This is a genomic window from Klebsiella terrigena (assembly GCF_012029655.1).
GTDB lineage: Bacteria > Pseudomonadota > Gammaproteobacteria > Enterobacterales > Enterobacteriaceae > Klebsiella > Klebsiella terrigena.
The window spans coordinates 5,480,794-5,497,835 of the sequence record NZ_CP050508.1; the positions used below are offsets into that span (position 1 = coordinate 5,480,794).

Genomic DNA, 17,042 nt, shown 5'->3' on the forward strand with positions numbered 1-17,042 from the left:
CTGGCTGAATTGATTCAGGTCAGACCAAACGGCGGTAATTTATACAAATAATGCCGGCCTGCCCCACATTTTTACATCGAGTTTACAGACTATAACTCAAAGCTTAAAAAACGCCCTGCCGCGCCAGCGGCACCACAGAACAGGGGTCCTGATGGATAATGACATCAGAACCCGGAAAACGGTGCAGAATCGCCTGCTCCACCTGGTCGGCAATGACGTGTGCCTGAACCAATGGCAGGTTATCTTCCATTTCCAAATGTATTTGAATAAAGCGAGTCGGCCCTGACTGCCGCGTCCGTAGATCGTGCGCCCCGCTGACGCCAGGCCATGCGGTCACGATATTGATAATGTCCTGACGTTCCTCATCAGGCAGCGCGCGGTCTAACAGCGACTGGACGGCCTCATAGGCCATGCGCAGCGCGCTATACAGAATATAGACGCCTATCCCCAACGCAAATAGCGCATCGGCACGATGCCAGCCGTACCAGGAGAGGCCCAGCGCCACCAGAATAGCGCCGTTCATCATAACATCAGACTGATAATGAAGCATATCTGCTCGCACCGCCTGACTCTGCGTTTTTCTCACCACCCAGCGCTGGAAGGTCACCAGCACCAGCGTACTGAGCAGCGCAATCAGGGTCACAATCATCCCGACGCCCGCCGCCTGCATCGGTTCCGGGCGCGCCAGGTGCTGAATACCGGTCAAAAACAGGAACAGCGCCGACCCGGAGATAAACATACTTTGCGCCAGCGCCGCCAGCGACTCGGCCTTGCCGTGGCCAAAGGTATGCTCCTCATCGGCAGGTTGCAGCGAATAGCGCACCACCAGGAGATTGGTTAACGAGGCGGCAATATCCACCAGCGAGTCCACCAGCGCAGCCAGAATACTCACAGAGCCGGTATACCACCACGCAAAAATTTTAATCAAAAGTAACGCGGAAGCCATCACCGTCGCCGCAATGGCCGCACGACTCACCAGCCGCCCATAAGATTGATTCATAAACGCTCCTTCACCCGCAGTGCGCTTAGTATAACCCGATCTATTGCGACGACGGATGACAAGCGGGAGGTCGTTTAGCTGAATGACAGGCAAAAAAAACCCCCACATCATGTGGGGGGAAGACAGGGATGGTGTCTATGGCAAGGAAAACAGGGTTTGTTACTGGGGTTGCACGGTATTGCTACTACTTGAAAGCATCTTCGCTGAGCCTTTCTGCATCCTTACAACCTCACGCAACTGATCCATTCGCTGCTGGTGCTTAGCATTTAAAACCGCTTGCTGCTCTGGCGTTAACAGGTGGTACATCTGGTTGCGAACCTTCGCCATTTCGATCTGGCGGTCAACCTGTTCCTGCGCCATCTTATCGGCCTGAGCGCGCACAGCGTTTTCATCAAATTTTTCTGCGGTGACAAGGCTATGCATTGTCTCCATTTCGCTAACATTAACGGGTAACCTATCGTGGCGTGCCCGTTGCATAAGATCTCGTAACTGCTGTCGTTGCTGTTCGGTTAAACTTATGCCATCAAACATGTGGCCCTGGATGCTGCGCTGCGCCCCTTCTTCTCCGGGGAGCCAGTTAACGCTGGTAACGACTTCAGCGGCCTGGCTATTAGCACTTAGCGCCAGCGTTGAGGCCATGACGGCAGCAATAACATTGCGCATCACATACTCCCAAAACGTTTGTGTCGCGATTCAACGAGAGACAGTTTACGATTCGGGCTGCAAACATGCGTCAGGGGGTGTAAAACAACGTAAAGTCATGGATTAGCGAGCCTTGATGACGTAATTTCTGCCTCGGAGGTATTTAAACAATGAACAAAATCCTGTTAGTTGATGATGACCGGGAGCTCACCTCCCTGTTAAAAGAGCTGCTCGATATGGAAGGCTTTAACGTGCTCGTAGCCCATGATGGGGAACAGGCGCTGGCTCTCCTGGACGACAGCATCGATTTACTTTTACTTGATGTGATGATGCCGAAGAAAAACGGTATCGATACGCTTAAAGAGTTGCGTCAGACACACCAGACTCCCGTTATCATGCTAACTGCCCGCGGTAGCGAGCTGGATCGCGTTCTCGGCCTTGAACTGGGCGCGGATGATTATCTGCCTAAGCCGTTTAACGATCGTGAGCTGGTGGCGCGCATACGCGCGATTCTGCGCCGCTCCCACTGGAGTGAGCAGCAGCAAACCACCGAAGCCGGCTCACCGACGCTGGAGGTTGACGCATTGAGCCTCAACCCGGGCCGTCAGGAAGCCAACTTTGATGGTCAAACGCTGGAGCTTACCGGAACGGAGTTCACCCTGCTGTACCTGCTGGCGCAGCATCTTGGCCAGGTGGTCTCTCGTGAACATCTGAGTCAGGAAGTATTGGGAAAACGCCTGACGCCGTTCGACCGCGCCATCGATATGCATATTTCTAACCTGCGGCGTAAGCTGCCGGAGCGTAAAGACGGCCACCCGTGGTTTAAAACCCTGCGCGGGCGCGGCTATCTGATGGTTTCAGCTTCATGATTGGAAGTTTAACCGCACGCATCTTCGCTATTTTCTGGCTCACGCTGGCGCTGGTGTTGATGCTGGTTCTGATGCTGCCCAAGCTGGATTCGCGCCAGATGACCGAACTTCTGGAAAGCGAGCAACGCCAGGGCATCATGATTGAGCAGCACGTTGAGGCCGAGCTGGCGACCGATCCACCCAACGATCTGATGTGGTGGCGTCGTCTGTTTCGGGCGATAGATAAATGGGCTCCGCCGGGACAGCGCCTGCTGCTGGTCACCAGCGAAGGGCGCGTTATCGGCGCAGAACGCAACGAAATGCAGATTATTCGCAACTTTATCGGCCAGGCCGATAATGCCGATCATCCGCAGAAAAAACGCTACGGTCGTCTGGAAATGGTCGGCCCGTTTTCCGTCAGGGATGGTGAGGATAATTATCAGCTCTATCTGATCCGCCCCGCCAGCACGTCACAATCCGATTTCATCAACCTGCTGTTTGACCGTCCGCTGCTGCTGCTTATCGTCACCATGCTGGTCAGCGCTCCGCTGCTGCTATGGCTGGCGTGGAGTCTGGCAAAACCGGCGCGTAAGCTGAAAAATGCCGCCGACGAGGTCGCCCAGGGGAACCTGCGCCAGCATCCGGAACTGGAAGCCGGCCCGCAGGAGTTTTTGGCCGCCGGGACCAGCTTTAACCAGATGGTCACCGCCCTGGAGCGGATGATGACCAGCCAGCAGCGTCTGCTCTCCGATATCTCCCACGAGCTGCGCACGCCGCTTACGCGACTGCAGCTGGGCACCGCCCTGCTGCGCCGCCGCAGCGGCGAGAGCAAAGAGCTGGAGCGTATTGAGATGGAGGCGCATCGGCTGGACAGCATGATCAACGATCTGCTGGTGATGTCGCGCAATCAGGCCAACAACGCGCTGGTCAGCGAGACGGTAAAAGCCAACCAGCTGTGGGGCGAGGTGCTCGATAACGCCGCCTTCGAGGCCGAGCAGGTAGGAAAATCGTTCACCGTGGAGTATCCGCCGGGGCCGTGGCCGCTGTACGGCAACCCCAACGCGCTGGAAAGCGCGCTGGAGAATATCGTACGCAACGCGCTGCGCTACTCGCATACCCGAATTTCGGTGAGCTTCTCGGTGGATAAAGACGGCATCACGGTTAACGTCGATGATGACGGTCCGGGCGTCAGCCCTGAGGATCGCGAGCAGATTTTCCGCCCGTTCTACCGCACCGACGAAGCGCGCGATCGCGAGTCAGGCGGTACCGGTCTGGGACTGGCGATTGTCGAAGCCGCTATTCAGCAGCATCGCGGTTGGGTGAAAGCCGACGACAGCCCGCTGGGCGGCCTGCGGCTGACCATCTGGCTGCCGCTGTATAAGCGCACCTGACGCGGCGTTCCCCGGTCTGCGCACGCAGCCGGGGAAGCCTTATTTCCCCGACAATCGGCGGGAATTATCTTCGATTTTGCCGCTTAAACGCCGCTTCTGCATGGTACGGCTCCAGCTTACCGACAGCCCTGCGGCACTGAGCAGGCGATGATACTGCTCGTCATCAAACGGCATATGCCAGGCAATCGCGCCGGCCTCATGTACGCTGATATCACTCACCCTGGAGGCCAGCTCCAGCGGCGCGTCGCAGGAGACCACGCCCCCCGCCACCACCCGGTACAGCCAGCCGGTTTTACCGCTATTCTGCATGCGCTGGGCCATATCGCTGATGGCAAAATGGAAGTTGAGCTTAAAGCACGGCGAGCGCGGCTGCGTTACCTGAATCAGCGCCTCGCCCCAGCGAAAGATATCCCCGATATAGACGTTTTTCTCGGTCATTCCTTCAGCAGAAAGGTTTTCGCCAAAGGCCGGCGCGCAGAAAAGGTCGGCCTGCTGGGGGAATTCGCGGATCCAGTCGGCGTAGTGCTCGCGCGGGTACTGGCAGAGCGCGCGATCCGGGCCGCCGTGAATTTTCTTTTCCGCCTGCTCATCGCCTTCCAGCCCCAGATCGCCGAGGGTTAACTCACCGTCGACCTGGATTTTCCCGATGGCGCTCGGACGGCTTCCTTCGTAATCCCTTATCTTGCCCACAAAGACGTTCACCGGATAGTGCATCTGCTGCCCCCTGCTACAGGTATAAAAAAAGCGAGTCATCAGACTCGCTTCTCGTTCAGCACAATGCAACCTTATTTTTTGGCGGCAAAACGCGCTGCTGCTTCGTCCCAGTTAACCACGTTCCAGAACTCTTTGATGTAGTCCGGGCGGCGGTTCTGGAATTTCAGGTAGTAAGCATGTTCCCACACGTCCAGGCCCAGGATCGGGAAACCGGAAGCGCCGGAGATAGCTTCACCCATCAGCGGGGAGTCCTGGTTCGCGGTAGAAACCACGGCCAGCTTGTCGCCTTTCAGTACCAGCCACGCCCAGCCGGAGCCGAAACGGGTGGCTGCAGCTTTTTCAAACTCAGCTTTGAAGTTATCAACGGAGCCGAAATCGCGCTCGATAGCCGCTTTCAGGTCGCCCTGCAGGGTGGTACCGGTTTTCAGGCCTTTCCAGAACAGGCTATGGTTAGCGTGGCCGCCCGCGTTGTTACGCAGAGGACCTTTTTTGTCAGCCGGCAGCTGATCCAGTTTAGTAATCAGCTCTTCAACAGACAGATCGGCGAATTCCGGCAGGCTTTCCAGCGCAGCGTTCGCGTTGTTAACGTAAGCCTGGTGGTGCTTAGTATGGTGGATTTCCATAGTCTGCTTGTCGAAGTGCGGTTCCAGGGCGTCATAAGCGTACGGCAGGGCTGGCAGTGTAAAACTCATAATCATCTCCATTATTGTCGAGCGGCTGAAAGTGTTAAGGCCGCGTAAGCAGTTGGTTCATTATAGTTAATTAAATGATATTGAAAACGCTTATCAATGCCGTATTTTTAATAAGGTTATAACAGAGTGTGATACCCGCGATTTTGTGAGCTGGAACAAGTAATTAAGCCGTTGGTTGCCAGGGTTTACCCACACGTGGCAACAGCCTGAAGGCGATAAAACTGACCGATTTTTACACTCATCGGGTCGGAAGAAGATTTATCCGATAAAAAATAGATGAGGATAAAATCAATGAATCACGCGATTACGATGGGTATTTTTTGGCATTTGATAGGTGCGGCCAGTGCAGCCTGTTTCTATGCTCCGTTCAAACAAGTTAAGCAGTGGTCATGGGAAACCATGTGGTCTATCGGCGGGATTGTCTCGTGGCTGATCCTGCCCTGGACTATCAGCGCCCTGCTGTTGCCTGATTTTTGGGCCTATTACAACTCCTTTAGCGCCTCGACTCTGCTGCCGGTCTTCCTGTTCGGCGCGATGTGGGGTATCGGCAATATCAACTACGGCCTGACCATGCGCTATCTCGGCATGTCGATGGGGATCGGTATCGCCATCGGCATTACCCTGATCGTCGGTACGCTCATGACCCCGATTCTCAACGGTCAGTTCGAGGTTTTAATCAATACCAAAGGCGGTCAGATGACACTGCTCGGCGTGCTGGTCGCGGTGATTGGCGTCGCCATTGTCACCCGAGCGGGGCAGCTGAAAGAGCGCAAAATGGGCATTAAGGCCGCAGACTTCAACCTTAAAAAAGGTCTGGTCCTGGCGGTCATGTGCGGCATTTTCTCGGCGGGGATGTCGTTTGCAATGAACGCCGCCAAACCGATGCACGAAGCCGCCGCGGCGCTGGGGGTTGACCCGCTGTACACCGCTCTGCCTAGCTACGTGGTCATCATGGGCGGCGGCGCGCTGGTGAACCTCGGATTCTGCTTTATTCGGCTGGCAAAAGTGAAAAACCTGTCGATAAAAGCGGACTTCTCGCGGGCAAAACCGCTCATCATCGCCAATATCCTGCTTTCCGCGCTCGGCGGCCTGATGTGGTACCTGCAGTTCTTCTTCTACGCATGGGGCCACGCCAGCATTCCGGCACAGTACGACTACATGAGCTGGATGCTGCATATGAGCTTCTACGTTCTGTGCGGTGGGCTGGTGGGGCTGGTGCTGAAGGAGTGGAACAACGCCGGACGGCGTCCGGTCGGCGTACTCAGCCTTGGCTGCGTGGTGATCATTATTGCCGCCAATATTGTCGGCCTGGGAATGGCAAACTAAACGCCTAAGCGGCGACGCGACTGCGTTGCCGCCACTGCCCCGGCGTCATGCCAATCTCACGGTTAAAGACCACCGAAAAGTAGTTACTGTCTTCGAATCCGCACAGCATAGCGATTTCGCCAATCAGCCGCTCCGTATGCTGCAGCAGGTACTGCGCGTGGCAAATTCTCAGCTGACGTAAATAGTGGTTGATCGTCATACCCGTCTGCTGGCGAAACTGCTGGCGCAGGGCGCGCTCGCTGCACGCTTCCCGCGCGCAAAAGCGATCGAGGAAAAAGGGTCGGTTCAGGCTGCCGGCCAGTTCGGTCAGCAGTTTATCGAGGAGGGCTTCGCTCTGGGTCGCCGCCAGGTTGTCGGTCGCGTAGCGATGTCGGTGCAGAATGAGCGCCAACTGGGCGAACAGCAGCTCGGCCATCTGATTGGCCTGGGGGTCGCTGCGGGTGCTCTCCTGTTCAAGCTGGGTAATCACCTGCCGCACCTGGGTCATACCGGAGCTGCCGATTCGCCAGTGCGGAACCCACGGCGTACCAAACAGTCCGGGAATATGGGCCGCCCAGTCAAAGTTGAGCCGCAGCCGGTCCGGGCAGTAGATGACGTTTTGCAGGACTAAATCGTTCACCGACGCATAGGAGTGCTTGTCCTGCGCGCGGATATAGAACAGATCGCCGCGGGTAATGCGCCACGGGCGATCGTTAAGCACATGCAGGCCGTTTCCCCGCCACACCAGCACCAGTTCGCAGAACTCATGGGTATGCTCGGCGAAGACGTTTTGCGGGTAGCGATCCGCTACCGCCACCGCCTGAGAAGGCGAGGCAAAAAACTCATCTTTGCGAAGAATCAACTGACCGGCCACCGCGACAACTCCAGGCACAAATAACGTTCGATTATTCGCGATTTTGCTCGCTAAAACGTTGACTGCTCTCGCGTTACTGAAGAATGGCGTCGCGTCCCTGGCGGATATCACGCGGTGACCAGGAAAACTCGCGGCGAAAAAGCGTCGAAAAGTGGTTACTGTCGCCGAATCCGCAGTGATAGGCGATATCCGTTACGCTGTCATCGCTGTGCCGCAGCAGATGGCGCGCCTTCATCAACCGCACCCGGTTCAGGTAGCGCTGCGGCGTCAGGCCGGTCTGCTGCTTGAGCTGACGATGCAGCGTGCGCAGCGACAGCGAAAACTGGGCCGCTACCTCTTCCCAGCAGACATCCTCTGCAAAGTGATCTTCCAGCCACGCCATCAGGTGATTGAGCCGCGCCTCGCTATCGGCGGCCCCTTCCGCGAGGCTGCTTTTGCGCAGCAGCACCAGCAGCTGCATAAACAAAATTTCCCGGCTGGCAATGGTATGCACATCCGACTCGCCGCCGAGGCTTTCCATCTGGCTGACGATCTGCCGCACCTGCTGCAAAGCCCCCTGATTAACCCGCCAGTGCGAGAGATAGTTGCCTTCCTGCTCCTGCGGCAGCAGCTGGCTGACGCCGCTCAGAAAGCGAAAGGCATCCGGTGCGCGGTAGAGCACGTTGGTCAGGCACAGGTTATCGGTATGTTCATAAAGATGGCGATCGTGATCGCGAATAAAACAGACCGAGCCGCCGCTGATGGTATAGGGCTGGCCGTTGAAAACGTGGATCCCCGTCCCGTGCTCGACGATAACAATTTCATGGAAATCGTGGTGATGCTCCGGAAACGCCGACTGAGGGAGGCGTGGCTCAATGGCAACAGCAGAAGTACCGGACTTAAAGAAATCCACACTGTGCAATACGGTCATAGCAGCTCCCTCGAAATGAGAAATGTTATCAATCACTGTCGCAAATAGTAATTAAGGACCGGCAATCCGGCCTTCAATTTTCGACCGCAAACGGCGTAAAGCCTGCCGCTTTTTCAAGAAACAGCCGGAAAGATCGGGAACTGCGGAGAGCGTCACATCCCCCACGTCGATAGCGACAGAATGAAATTGTGAGCTCTCTCACGGTCACCTTTGCTTTCTTGCCAGCGGAGAAATTTCTCTGTCCGTGGCAAGAAGGTGCGCGACCGGCGACTTTTTTAGACTGCTGGCAATGATTTTCAGAAGGATCTCTGCCATGAGTTTTCGACATTGTGTCGCCGTTGATTTAGGCGCTTCCAGCGGGCGGGTGATGCTCGCCAGCTATGAAAGCGGACAGCGTGCGCTAACGCTGCGTGAAATCCACCGTTTTACCAACAGCCTGCACAAGGTGGATGGCTACGACTGCTGGGATATCGATAGCCTGGAAGGCGAAATTCGCCGCGGGCTGGCGCTGGTGTGCGCGCAGGGCATCCTTATCGACAGCATCGGCATTGATACCTGGGGCGTGGATTATGTCCTGCTCGACGGCCAGGGCCAGCGCGTCGGCCTCGCGGTTTCCTATCGCGACGACCGCACCCACGGCCTGATGCAGCATGCCGAAACGCAGATAGGCCGAGCGGATATCTATCGCCGCAGCGGCATTCAGTTTCTGCCGTTCAACACCCTTTACCAGCTGCGCGCCCTGGTTGAGCAGCAGCCGGAGCTGGTGAGCCAGGCCGCGCACGCGCTGCTGATCCCGGACTACTTCAGCTTCCGTCTGACCGGCCAGATGAACTGGGAATACACCAACGCCACCACCACTCAGCTGGTCAATATCAACAGCGATAGCTGGGATGAGGATCTGCTGAACTGGAGCGGCGCGCCGCGCGAGTGGTTCGGTACCCCGACCCATCCCGGCAACGTGATCGGCCACTGGATTTGCCCGCAGGGCAACGCGATCCCGGTCGTCGCCGTCGCCAGTCACGATACTGCCAGCGCGGTGATCGCTTCTCCGCTGACCGGTAAAAATGCGGCCTATCTCTCCTCCGGCACCTGGTCGTTAATGGGCTTTGAAAGCAAAACCCCCTGCACCGGCGACGATGCGCTGCGGGCCAATATCACCAACGAAGGCGGCGCCGAAGGCCGCTATCGGGTGCTGAAAAATATTATGGGCCTGTGGCTGCTGCAGCGGGTGCTGAAAGAGCAGAACGTCAGCGACCTGCCGGCGCTGATTGCCCAGACCGCCGACCTACCGGCCTGCCGCTCGGTGATTGACTGCAACGATGAGCGTTTTATCAACCCGGCCAATATGAGCGCTGAAATTCAGGCCGCCTGCCGCGAATCCGGACAGCCGGTGCCCGACGGCGACGCCGAGCTGGCGCGCTGTATTTTTGACAGCCTCGCCCTGCTGTACGCCCGCGTGCTCGGCGAGCTTGCCCGGCTGCGGGGCCAGCCCTTCAGCCAGCTGCATATCGTCGGCGGCGGTTGTCAGAACGCGCTGCTCAATCAGCTGTGCGCGGACGCCTGCGGCATAACGGTTATCGCCGGCCCCGTCGAGGCCTCTACGCTCGGCAATATCGGCATCCAGCTGATGACGCTGGATGAGCTGAACAACGTCGATGATTTCCGTCAGGTGGTACGCGACAACTACGCGCTCACCACGTTTACCCCTAATCCTGAACATGAAATTGCCCGCTTCGTTGCGCAGTTTCAGCAACAACAGACCAAGGAGCTTTGCGCATGACCACTCAACTTGAACAAGCCTGGGAAATTGCTAAACAGCGCTACGCCGCCGCCGGTGTGGATGTCGAGGAGGCTCTGCGCCAGCTGGACCGGCTCCCCGTATCCATGCACTGCTGGCAGGGCGATGACGTCGCGGGCTTTGAAAACCCGGAGGGGAGCTTAACCGGCGGGATTCAGGCCACCGGCAACTATCCGGGTAAAGCCCGCAACGCGGGCGAGCTGCGCGCCGACCTTGAGCAGGCGCTGAGCCTGATCCCCGGACCGAAACGGCTGAACCTGCACGCGCTGTACCTGGAGTCCGACGCCCCGGTTGCGCGTAACGAAATCAAACCTGAGCACTTTAAAAACTGGGTGGAGTGGGCCAAAAGCAACGGGCTGGGTCTCGACTTTAACCCTTCCTGTTTCTCACATCCGCTAAGCGCCGACGGTTTTACCCTCTCGCACGCTAACGATGAAATCCGCCAGTTCTGGATCGATCACTGCAAGGCCAGCCGCCGGGTTTCCGCCTATTTCGGCGAGCAGCTGGGCACCCCGTCGGTGATGAATATCTGGATCCCGGACGGCATGAAGGACATCACCGTTGACCGCCTCGCACCGCGCCAGCGCCTGCTGAACGCGCTGGATGAGGTCATTAGCGAGAAGCTCGACCCGGCGCATCACATCGATGCCGTGGAGAGCAAGCTGTTCGGTATCGGCGCCGAAAGCTACACCGTCGGCTCCAATGAATTCTATATGGGCTATGCCACCAGCCGGCAGACCGCGCTGTGCCTGGACGCCGGGCACTTCCATCCCACGGAGGTCATCTCCGACAAGATCTCCGCCGCCATGCTCTACATTCCGCGCCTGCTGCTGCACGTCAGCCGCCCGGTGCGTTGGGATAGCGATCACGTGGTGCTGCTGGATGACGAAACCCAGGCCATCGCCAGCGAAATCATCCGCCACAACCTGTTTGACCGCGTGCACATCGGCCTCGATTTCTTCGACGCCTCCATCAACCGCATCGCGGCGTGGGTGATTGGTACCCGCAACATGAAAAAAGCGCTGCTGCGCGCGCTGCTGGAGCCGACGGAACAGCTGCGCCAGCTGGAAGCCGACGGCGATTACACCGCCCGCCTGGCGCTGCTGGAAGAGCAGAAATGCCTGCCGTGGCAGGCCGTCTGGGAGATGTACTGCCAGCGTCACGATACTCCGGCGGGCAGCCAGTGGCTGGATAGCGTTCGCGGCTACGAGAAGGCCGTTCTCAGCCAGCGCGGGTAGCCCGGCAACCGACAGATAAACAACCTATTCAGGGCGCGGGGTCAACCCCGTGCCGAATCAACAGGAAGCACAAGACTATGCACACGATTATCGACTCCTGGTTCGTCCAGGGCATGATTAAGGCCACCACAGATGCGTGGCTGAAGGGCTGGGATGAGCGCAACGGCGGTAACCTGACGCTGCGCCTCGACGAGGCCGATATCGAACCTTTCGCGGCGGATTTCCACGCCAAACCGCGCTATATCGCCCTGAGCCAGCCGATGCCGACGCTGGCCAACCAGCCGTTTATCGTCACCGGCTCCGGTAAGTTTTTCCGCAACGTGCAGCTCGATCCGGCCGCCAACCTCGGCGTGGTCAAAGTGGACAGCGACGGTGCGGGATATCACGTCCTGTGGGGCTTAACCCACGAGGCGGTGCCGACCTCAGAACTGCCGGCCCACTTCCTCTCCCACAGCGAACGCATCAGGCTGACCGGCGGCAAAGATCGCGTGATCATGCACTGCCACGCCACCAACCTGATCGCCCTGACCTACGTGCTGGAGAACAACAGCGATCTCTTCACCCGCAAGCTCTGGGAAGGCAGCACCGAATGCCTGGTGGTGTTCCCGGACGGCGTCGGCATTCTGCCGTGGATGGTGCCGGGTACCGACGAAATCGGCGGAGCCACCGCGCTGGAAATGCGTCAGCATTCGCTGGTGCTGTGGCCGTTCCACGGCGTCTTCGGCAGCGGGCCGACGCTGGATGAGACCTTTGGCCTGATCGATACCGCCGAGAAATCGGCTGAAGTGCTGGTGAAGGTTTACTCCATGGGTGGCATGAAGCAGACCATCACCCGCGAAGAGCTGATTGCCCTCGGCAAGCGCTTTGATGTACAGCCCGTGCAGTCCGCGTTAGACCTTTATCAATAATTACATCGCGCCCCGCTCACCGAGACGGGGCGAACTCTGTCACCTGCAAACTCTACCCTAACTCTTTCGCCCTGCGGGAAGCCCACGCATCAGCAAGATGAAAGACGGTGGGAAACTAACTCAATCATGTGGAGTAAAAGCAATGAAAATAAAGACAAGCTTGATCCTCACCGTTGCCGCTCTGGCGTTGTCCGGTTCTGCTTTAGCTGAAGTTAAAATTGCCCTCGTGGCAAAATCATTGGGAAATGGATTCTTCGAGGCAGCAAACGTCGGCGCGCAGGAAGCGGCTAAAGAGTTAGGCGATGTGAAAGTGATCTATACCGGCCCCACCACCACCACCGCCGAAGCGCAGATCGAAGTGCTGAACGGGCTGATCGCCCAGGGGGTGGATGCGATCGCCATTTCCGCCAACGATCCGGACGCCGTGGTGCCGGTGCTGAAAAAAGCGATGCAGCGCGGGATCAAAGTGGTCTCCTGGGATTCCGGCGTTGCGCCAGCGGGCCGCCAGATCCACTTAAATCCTTCCAATAACGCACTGATTGGCGAGACCAACGTCAGGCTCGCCGCGGACGCCCTGAAGGCGCTGAACGTCAAAAAAGGCGACGTGGCGATCCTCAGCGCGACCCCTACCTCAACCAACCAGAACATCTGGATCGAAGAGATGAAGAAGGTGCTGCCGAAGTACCCTTCCGTCAACCTGGTCACCGTTGCCTACGGGGACGATCTCTCCGACAAGAGCTACCGCGAAGCGGTCGGCCTGCTGAAGTCGTATCCCAATCTGAAAGCGATCGTCTCGCCTTCGTCGGTGGGGATCGTTGCCGCCGCCCAGGCGGTGAAGGATCAGGGCAAGATTGGCAAGGTGTACGTCACCGGGCTGGGGCTGCCGTCTGAAATGGCCGGAGCGATTAAGTCCGGCGCCAGCAAAAGCTTTGCTATCTGGAACCCCATTGACCTCGGCTACGCCGCCACCTACCTGGCCGACGATTTAGTCAAAGGCACGGCAACCAAAACCGAAGCCAGCATGGGCAGGCTCGGCAAGGTGAAGCTGGATGCCGACGGCAGCGGCGCGATGGCAGAGCCGTTCGTTTACGATGCCGGCAACATCGATAAGTTTTCCAAAATTTTCTAATCCTCAGCCCCCGTTTCGCCTGGAAACGGGGGAAAAACCGGAGACTTATCATGACGGCGTCCACCCCGCTGCTGTCGCTTAAGGGCATCACCAAGGTTTTCCCCGGTGTGCGTGCCCTTGAAAACGTACAGCTCGATCTCTGGCCCGGCAAAGTGACCGCCTTAATTGGCGAAAACGGTGCCGGCAAATCCACGCTGGTCAAAGTGATGACCGGCATTTATCAGCCCGAAGAGGGCGAAATCCTTTATAAAGCGATCCCGATTCAGCTGCCTCATCCGGAGTCGGCGCACCGGATCGGGATCACCGCTATTCACCAGGAAACGGTGCTGTTTGACGAACTCTCGGTGACGGAGAATATTTTTGTCGGCCAGTATCTGCATAAAGGCCTGCTGAAAAAGCTCGACTGGCCGGCAATGCACCAGAAAGCCGGGGATATTCTTCGCCGCCTGGAAGTGCAGATCGACCCGCGCGCGACGCTAAAAACGCTGAGCATCGCCCAGCGCCACATGGTGGCTATCGCCAGGGCGCTCTCCTTTGAGGCGCAGGTGGTTATCCTTGACGAGCCGACCGCCGCGCTCTCGCAGCACGAAATTCTGGAGTTTTATCAGATAGTCGAGCGCCTGAAGCAGGACGGTAAGGCCATCCTGTTTATCTCGCATAAGTTTGACGAAATCTTCGAGCTGGCGGACTACTACACCATTTTACGCGACGGCGTGTACGTGAGCTCCGGCGCCATCAACGAGATCACCGAAGAGCGGATGGTGTCGATGATGGTCGGGCGGGCCATTACCCAAACCTACCCGAAGGTGAGCTGCACCCCGGGAGAAACGGTGCTGGAGGTCAGCAATCTCTGTCACCCCACCGAGTTCGCCAATATCAACTTCAGCCTGCGCAAAGGCGAGATCCTCGGCTTCTACGGGCTGGTCGGCGCCGGGCGCACCGAGCTTATGCAGGCGCTGTCCGGCGTATCGCACCCTTCCTCCGGCGAAATGGTGCTGAATGGCAAAGCGGTGCGCTTTCGCCAGCCGGCGGACGCCATTCAGGCCGGTATCGTCTGCGTGCCGGAAGAGCGGCAGAAGCAGGGGGCGATCGTCGCCCTGCCGATCGCGCAGAACATCAGCCTGCCCCAGCTCGCCAGGCTCAACCCCCGCGGCGTGCTGAACGACGCCCGCGAATGGCGGCTGGCCGATGAGTATGCCTCGCGCCTGCAGGTCAAGGCCTTTAGCTGGCAGCAGGCGGTAGAAACCCTCTCCGGCGGCAACCAGCAGAAAGTGGTGATCGGCAAATGGCTGGCTACCCATCCGCAGGTGATCATTCTCGATGAGCCGACGAAGGGCATCGATATCGGTTCAAAAGCGGCGGTGCATCAGTTTATGTCCGAGCTGGTGGGCCAGGGGCTGGCGGTCATTATGGTCTCATCAGAGCTGCCGGAGGTCATGGGAATGGCTGACCGCATCATCGTGATGCACGAAGGGCTGATGGTGGCCGAATATCGCGCCGGCGAAGCAACGGCGGAAACTATCGTCAGCGCCGCCAGCGGCACTGCCCGGGAGGCTGCGTGATGTGGCGACAACTGCTTAAAAACCGCGAAGCGCTGCTGGCGGCGGTCATTATCCTGATGGTGGCGGGCATCGGCAGCCGGGTACCGTCGTTCATCGCGGCGGAAAACCTGGTCGAGATGTTTAACGACACCTCGATTCTGATCGTCCTCGCTCTCGGCCAGATGATGGTGCTGCTGACCAAGGGGATCGACCTGTCGATGGCCGCCAACCTGGCGCTGACCGGGATGATCGTCGCCCTGCTTAACGCCCACCACCCGGACATTCCGGTGTGGGCGCTGCTGATGCTGGCGACCCTGCTCGGCCTGCTGATGGGGGTGATTAACGGCCTGCTGGTCTGGCGCCTCGGCATACCGGCGATCGTGGTGACTCTCGGCACCATGAGCATCTATCGCGGCATTATTTTCCTGCTCTCCGACGGCGGCTGGGTTAACTCGCATCAGATGAGCGCAGACTTCCTCGCCCTGCCGCGCGCCTCGCTGCTGGGGCTGCCGCTGCTGAGCTGGTGCGCCATCGCCGCCCTGCTGCTGGTGGGCTACTTCCTGCGCTACAGCCGCACCGGGCGGGCGCTATACACCGCAGGCGGCAACGCCACGGCGGCGTACTACACCGGCATCAACGCCGGGAAAATGCAGTTCATCAGCTTCTGCCTTTCCGGGGCGCTGGCGGGATTTTGCGGCTATCTGTGGATCTCCCGCTTTGCCGTCGCCTACGTTGACGTTGCCAACGGCTTCGAGCTGCAGGTCGTGGCCGCCTGCGTCATCGGCGGCATCAGCACCATGGGCGGGACCGGACGCGTAGTCGGCTGCCTGTGCGGCGCGCTATTCCTCGGGATTATCAACAACGCGCTGCCGGTCATCGGTATCTCCCCCTTCTGGCAGATGGCTATCTCCGGCGCGGTTATTGTCATCGCCGTGGTGCTTAACGAGCGTGGGAACAAACGTCAAGGACGGCTCATTCTGCGCAGCGCTGTGCTGGCTTCGCAAAAACAGACGGTGAAACCATGAGCAAAATAATGACCACTGACGAGATGACCGGCCGCCCGACGGCGCCGTCGCCGCTGCGCCGCCTGCTGTGCTGGGAAGGCTTCCTGCTGGCGGTGACCCTCGCCGTTTTTGCCGCCAACGCGCTGGCGTCGCCCTACTTCCTTAATATCTGGAACCTCTCTGACGCCACCTTCAACTTCACCGAGAAGGCGATTATCGTCCTGCCGATGGCGATGCTGATTATCGCCAGAGAGATTGACCTCTCCGTCGCCTCCACCATGGCGCTGAGCTCAACGGCGATGGGCTTTTGCGCGGCGGCGGGGATGGATACGCCGCTGCTGGTGGCCGTCGGGCTGGGAGTGGGCCTGCTGTGCGGCCTGTTTAACGGCATCCTGGTGACGCGCCTGAACCTGTCGTCGATCGTTATCACCATCGGCACCATGAGCCTCTATCGCGGCCTGACCTACATCCTGCTGGGCGATAAGGCGCTAAATCACTATCCGGACAGCTTCGCCTGGTTCGGCCAGGGCTACGTTTGGGGGGCGCTCTCGTTTGAGTTTGCGCTGTTCCTGCTGCTGGCGGCCGCCTTTACCTTCCTGCTGCATAAAACCAACTTTGGCCGCCGCACCTACGCGATTGGCAATAATCCGACCGGCGCCTGGTTTTCCGGGATCAACGTTAAGCGCCATAACCTGATCCTGTTTGCCCTGGTTGGGCTGATGGCGGGGTTGGCCGCGGTGCTGCTGACGTCACGGCTCGGCAGCACTCGTCCCTCGCTGGCAGTGGGCTGGGAGCTGGCGGTCGTGACGATGGCGGTGCTCGGCGGCGTCAATATCCTCGGCGGCTCCGGCAGCATGGTGGGGGTGATTATTGCCGCCTTCCTGATGGGTCTGGTGACCTTTGGCCTGAGCCTGCTCAACGTACCGGGCATCGTGATGTCGATAATTATCGGCGCCATGCTGATAGCGGTGATTTCTCTGCCGATTATCGCCCGGCGGGTGCTGCAGCGAAGACATTAGCCCTTCGCCTGACGGTGGGGGGAACGGGA

At 58.6% G+C, this 17,042-nt stretch carries 16 protein-coding genes; 10 read left to right on the top strand and 6 right to left on the bottom strand.

The genetic code is table 11. The features are described 5' to 3' along the window. Window positions 1-103: 103 nt before the first annotated feature. Together fieF and cpxP are read right to left on the bottom strand one after the other, a co-directional pair. Window positions 104-1,000, bottom strand: coding sequence for a CDF family cation-efflux transporter FieF (gene fieF, locus HCK03_RS25665; RefSeq protein WP_041143430.1), 897 nt, complete (start codon window positions 998-1,000; stop codon window positions 104-106). Window positions 1,001-1,159: 159 nt separating this feature from the next. Continuing rightward, complete coding sequence (gene cpxP, locus HCK03_RS25670; protein WP_041143429.1) at window positions 1,160-1,663, bottom strand: cell-envelope stress modulator CpxP; 504 nt, start codon at window positions 1,661-1,663, stop codon at window positions 1,160-1,162. A 149-nt stretch (window positions 1,664-1,812) separates the two neighbouring features. On the opposite strand from cpxP, the gene cpxR reads away from it, so the two are divergent. Together cpxR and cpxA are read left to right on the top strand one after the other, a co-directional pair. Further along, window positions 1,813-2,511, top strand: coding sequence for an envelope stress response regulator transcription factor CpxR (gene cpxR / locus HCK03_RS25675; RefSeq protein ID WP_004203671.1), 699 nt, complete (start codon window positions 1,813-1,815; stop codon window positions 2,509-2,511). Continuing rightward, a complete protein-coding gene (gene cpxA, locus HCK03_RS25680) occupies window positions 2,508-3,881 on the top strand; it encodes an envelope stress sensor histidine kinase CpxA (protein WP_041143428.1) in 1,374 nt (457 codons plus the stop codon). The genes cpxR and cpxA overlap by 4 nt, the downstream gene beginning before the upstream one ends. 39 nt (window positions 3,882-3,920) lie before the next feature. Here cpxA and yiiM read toward each other — a convergent pair whose 3' ends face one another. Continuing rightward, window positions 3,921-4,595 carry a 6-hydroxyaminopurine reductase gene (gene yiiM, locus HCK03_RS25685; RefSeq protein ID WP_041143427.1) on the bottom strand — a complete coding sequence of 225 codons (675 nt, stop codon included), beginning with the start codon at window positions 4,593-4,595 and terminating at the stop codon, window positions 3,921-3,923. A 71-nt stretch (window positions 4,596-4,666) separates the two neighbouring features. Next, window positions 4,667-5,287, bottom strand: coding sequence for a superoxide dismutase [Mn] (gene sodA / locus HCK03_RS25690; RefSeq protein WP_041143426.1), 621 nt, complete (start codon window positions 5,285-5,287; stop codon window positions 4,667-4,669). A gap of 291 nt (window positions 5,288-5,578) precedes the next feature. On the opposite strand from sodA, the gene rhaT reads away from it, so the two are divergent. Continuing rightward, complete coding sequence (gene rhaT, locus HCK03_RS25695; protein ID WP_076947955.1) at window positions 5,579-6,613, top strand: L-rhamnose/proton symporter RhaT; 1,035 nt, start codon at window positions 5,579-5,581, stop codon at window positions 6,611-6,613. A 4-nt stretch (window positions 6,614-6,617) separates the two neighbouring features. Here the strand turns inward: rhaT and rhaR are convergent, their stop codons facing one another. Both rhaR and rhaS (HCK03_RS25705) read right to left on the bottom strand, forming a co-directional pair. Next, complete coding sequence (gene rhaR / locus HCK03_RS25700; protein WP_041143424.1) at window positions 6,618-7,466, bottom strand: HTH-type transcriptional activator RhaR; 849 nt, start codon at window positions 7,464-7,466, stop codon at window positions 6,618-6,620. A gap of 73 nt (window positions 7,467-7,539) precedes the next feature. Continuing rightward, window positions 7,540-8,376: an HTH-type transcriptional activator RhaS gene (gene rhaS, locus HCK03_RS25705; RefSeq protein WP_041143423.1), complete on the bottom strand. Its 837-nt coding sequence runs from the start codon at window positions 8,374-8,376 to the stop codon at window positions 7,540-7,542. A 313-nt stretch (window positions 8,377-8,689) separates the two neighbouring features. Here rhaS (HCK03_RS25705) and rhaB point away from each other — a divergent pair, with 313 nt between their 5' ends. The 7 genes from rhaB to HCK03_RS25740 all read left to right on the top strand — a co-directional run bounded on the left by rhaB (window position 8,690) and on the right by HCK03_RS25740 (window position 17,013). Next, window positions 8,690-10,156, top strand: coding sequence for a rhamnulokinase (gene rhaB, locus HCK03_RS25710; RefSeq protein WP_041143422.1), 1,467 nt, complete (start codon window positions 8,690-8,692; stop codon window positions 10,154-10,156). After that, a complete protein-coding gene (gene rhaA / locus HCK03_RS25715; RefSeq protein ID WP_041143421.1) occupies window positions 10,153-11,412 on the top strand; it encodes an L-rhamnose isomerase in 1,260 nt (419 codons plus the stop codon). Before rhaB ends, rhaA begins: the two co-directional genes overlap by 4 nt. A gap of 77 nt (window positions 11,413-11,489) precedes the next feature. Beyond that, the gene (gene rhaD / locus HCK03_RS25720; RefSeq protein ID WP_041143420.1) at window positions 11,490-12,320 is read left to right on the top strand and encodes a rhamnulose-1-phosphate aldolase; all 831 of its coding nucleotides are present in this window, start codon (window positions 11,490-11,492) and stop codon (window positions 12,318-12,320) included. A 142-nt stretch (window positions 12,321-12,462) separates the two neighbouring features. After that, complete coding sequence (gene rhaS / locus HCK03_RS25725) at window positions 12,463-13,449, top strand: rhamnose ABC transporter substrate-binding protein (RefSeq protein ID WP_167692359.1); 987 nt, start codon at window positions 12,463-12,465, stop codon at window positions 13,447-13,449. Window positions 13,450-13,499: 50 nt separating this feature from the next. Further along, window positions 13,500-15,011, top strand: a complete 1,512-nt coding sequence (locus HCK03_RS25730) for a sugar ABC transporter ATP-binding protein (RefSeq protein ID WP_041143418.1) — start codon at window positions 13,500-13,502, stop codon at window positions 15,009-15,011. Next, the gene (locus HCK03_RS25735; protein ID WP_076947948.1) at window positions 15,011-16,015 is read left to right on the top strand and encodes an ABC transporter permease; all 1,005 of its coding nucleotides are present in this window, start codon (window positions 15,011-15,013) and stop codon (window positions 16,013-16,015) included. Before HCK03_RS25730 ends, HCK03_RS25735 begins: the two co-directional genes overlap by 1 nt. Next, window positions 16,012-17,013: an ABC transporter permease gene (locus HCK03_RS25740; protein ID WP_115193842.1), complete on the top strand. Its 1,002-nt coding sequence runs from the start codon at window positions 16,012-16,014 to the stop codon at window positions 17,011-17,013. Before HCK03_RS25735 ends, HCK03_RS25740 begins: the two co-directional genes overlap by 4 nt. Window positions 17,014-17,042: the final 29 nt, after the last annotated feature.

Excerpts from the sequence above, each read along its gene's own strand:
- rhaB (WP_041143422.1), top strand. The coding sequence starts at position 8,690 with ATGAGTTTTCGACATTGTGTCGCCGTTGATTTAGGCGCTTCCAGCGGG.
- HCK03_RS25740 (WP_115193842.1), top strand. The coding sequence starts at position 16,012 with ATGAGCAAAATAATGACCACTGACGAGATGACCGGCCGCCCGACGGCG.
- rhaA (WP_041143421.1), top strand. The coding sequence starts at position 10,153 with ATGACCACTCAACTTGAACAAGCCTGGGAAATTGCTAAACAGCGCTAC.
- HCK03_RS25730 (WP_041143418.1), top strand. The coding sequence starts at position 13,500 with ATGACGGCGTCCACCCCGCTGCTGTCGCTTAAGGGCATCACCAAGGTT.
- rhaD (WP_041143420.1), top strand. The coding sequence starts at position 11,490 with ATGCACACGATTATCGACTCCTGGTTCGTCCAGGGCATGATTAAGGCC.
- fieF (WP_041143430.1), bottom strand. The coding sequence starts at position 1,000 with ATGAATCAATCTTATGGGCGGCTGGTGAGTCGTGCGGCCATTGCGGCG.
- cpxR (WP_004203671.1), top strand. The coding sequence starts at position 1,813 with ATGAACAAAATCCTGTTAGTTGATGATGACCGGGAGCTCACCTCCCTG.
- rhaS (WP_167692359.1), top strand. The coding sequence starts at position 12,463 with ATGAAAATAAAGACAAGCTTGATCCTCACCGTTGCCGCTCTGGCGTTG.
- sodA (WP_041143426.1), bottom strand. The coding sequence starts at position 5,287 with ATGAGTTTTACACTGCCAGCCCTGCCGTACGCTTATGACGCCCTGGAA.
- yiiM (WP_041143427.1), bottom strand. The coding sequence starts at position 4,595 with ATGCACTATCCGGTGAACGTCTTTGTGGGCAAGATAAGGGATTACGAA.
- cpxA (WP_041143428.1), top strand. The coding sequence starts at position 2,508 with ATGATTGGAAGTTTAACCGCACGCATCTTCGCTATTTTCTGGCTCACG.
- HCK03_RS25735 (WP_076947948.1), top strand. The coding sequence starts at position 15,011 with ATGTGGCGACAACTGCTTAAAAACCGCGAAGCGCTGCTGGCGGCGGTC.
- rhaS (WP_041143423.1), bottom strand. The coding sequence starts at position 8,376 with ATGACCGTATTGCACAGTGTGGATTTCTTTAAGTCCGGTACTTCTGCT.
- rhaT (WP_076947955.1), top strand. The coding sequence starts at position 5,579 with ATGAATCACGCGATTACGATGGGTATTTTTTGGCATTTGATAGGTGCG.
- cpxP (WP_041143429.1), bottom strand. The coding sequence starts at position 1,663 with ATGCGCAATGTTATTGCTGCCGTCATGGCCTCAACGCTGGCGCTAAGT.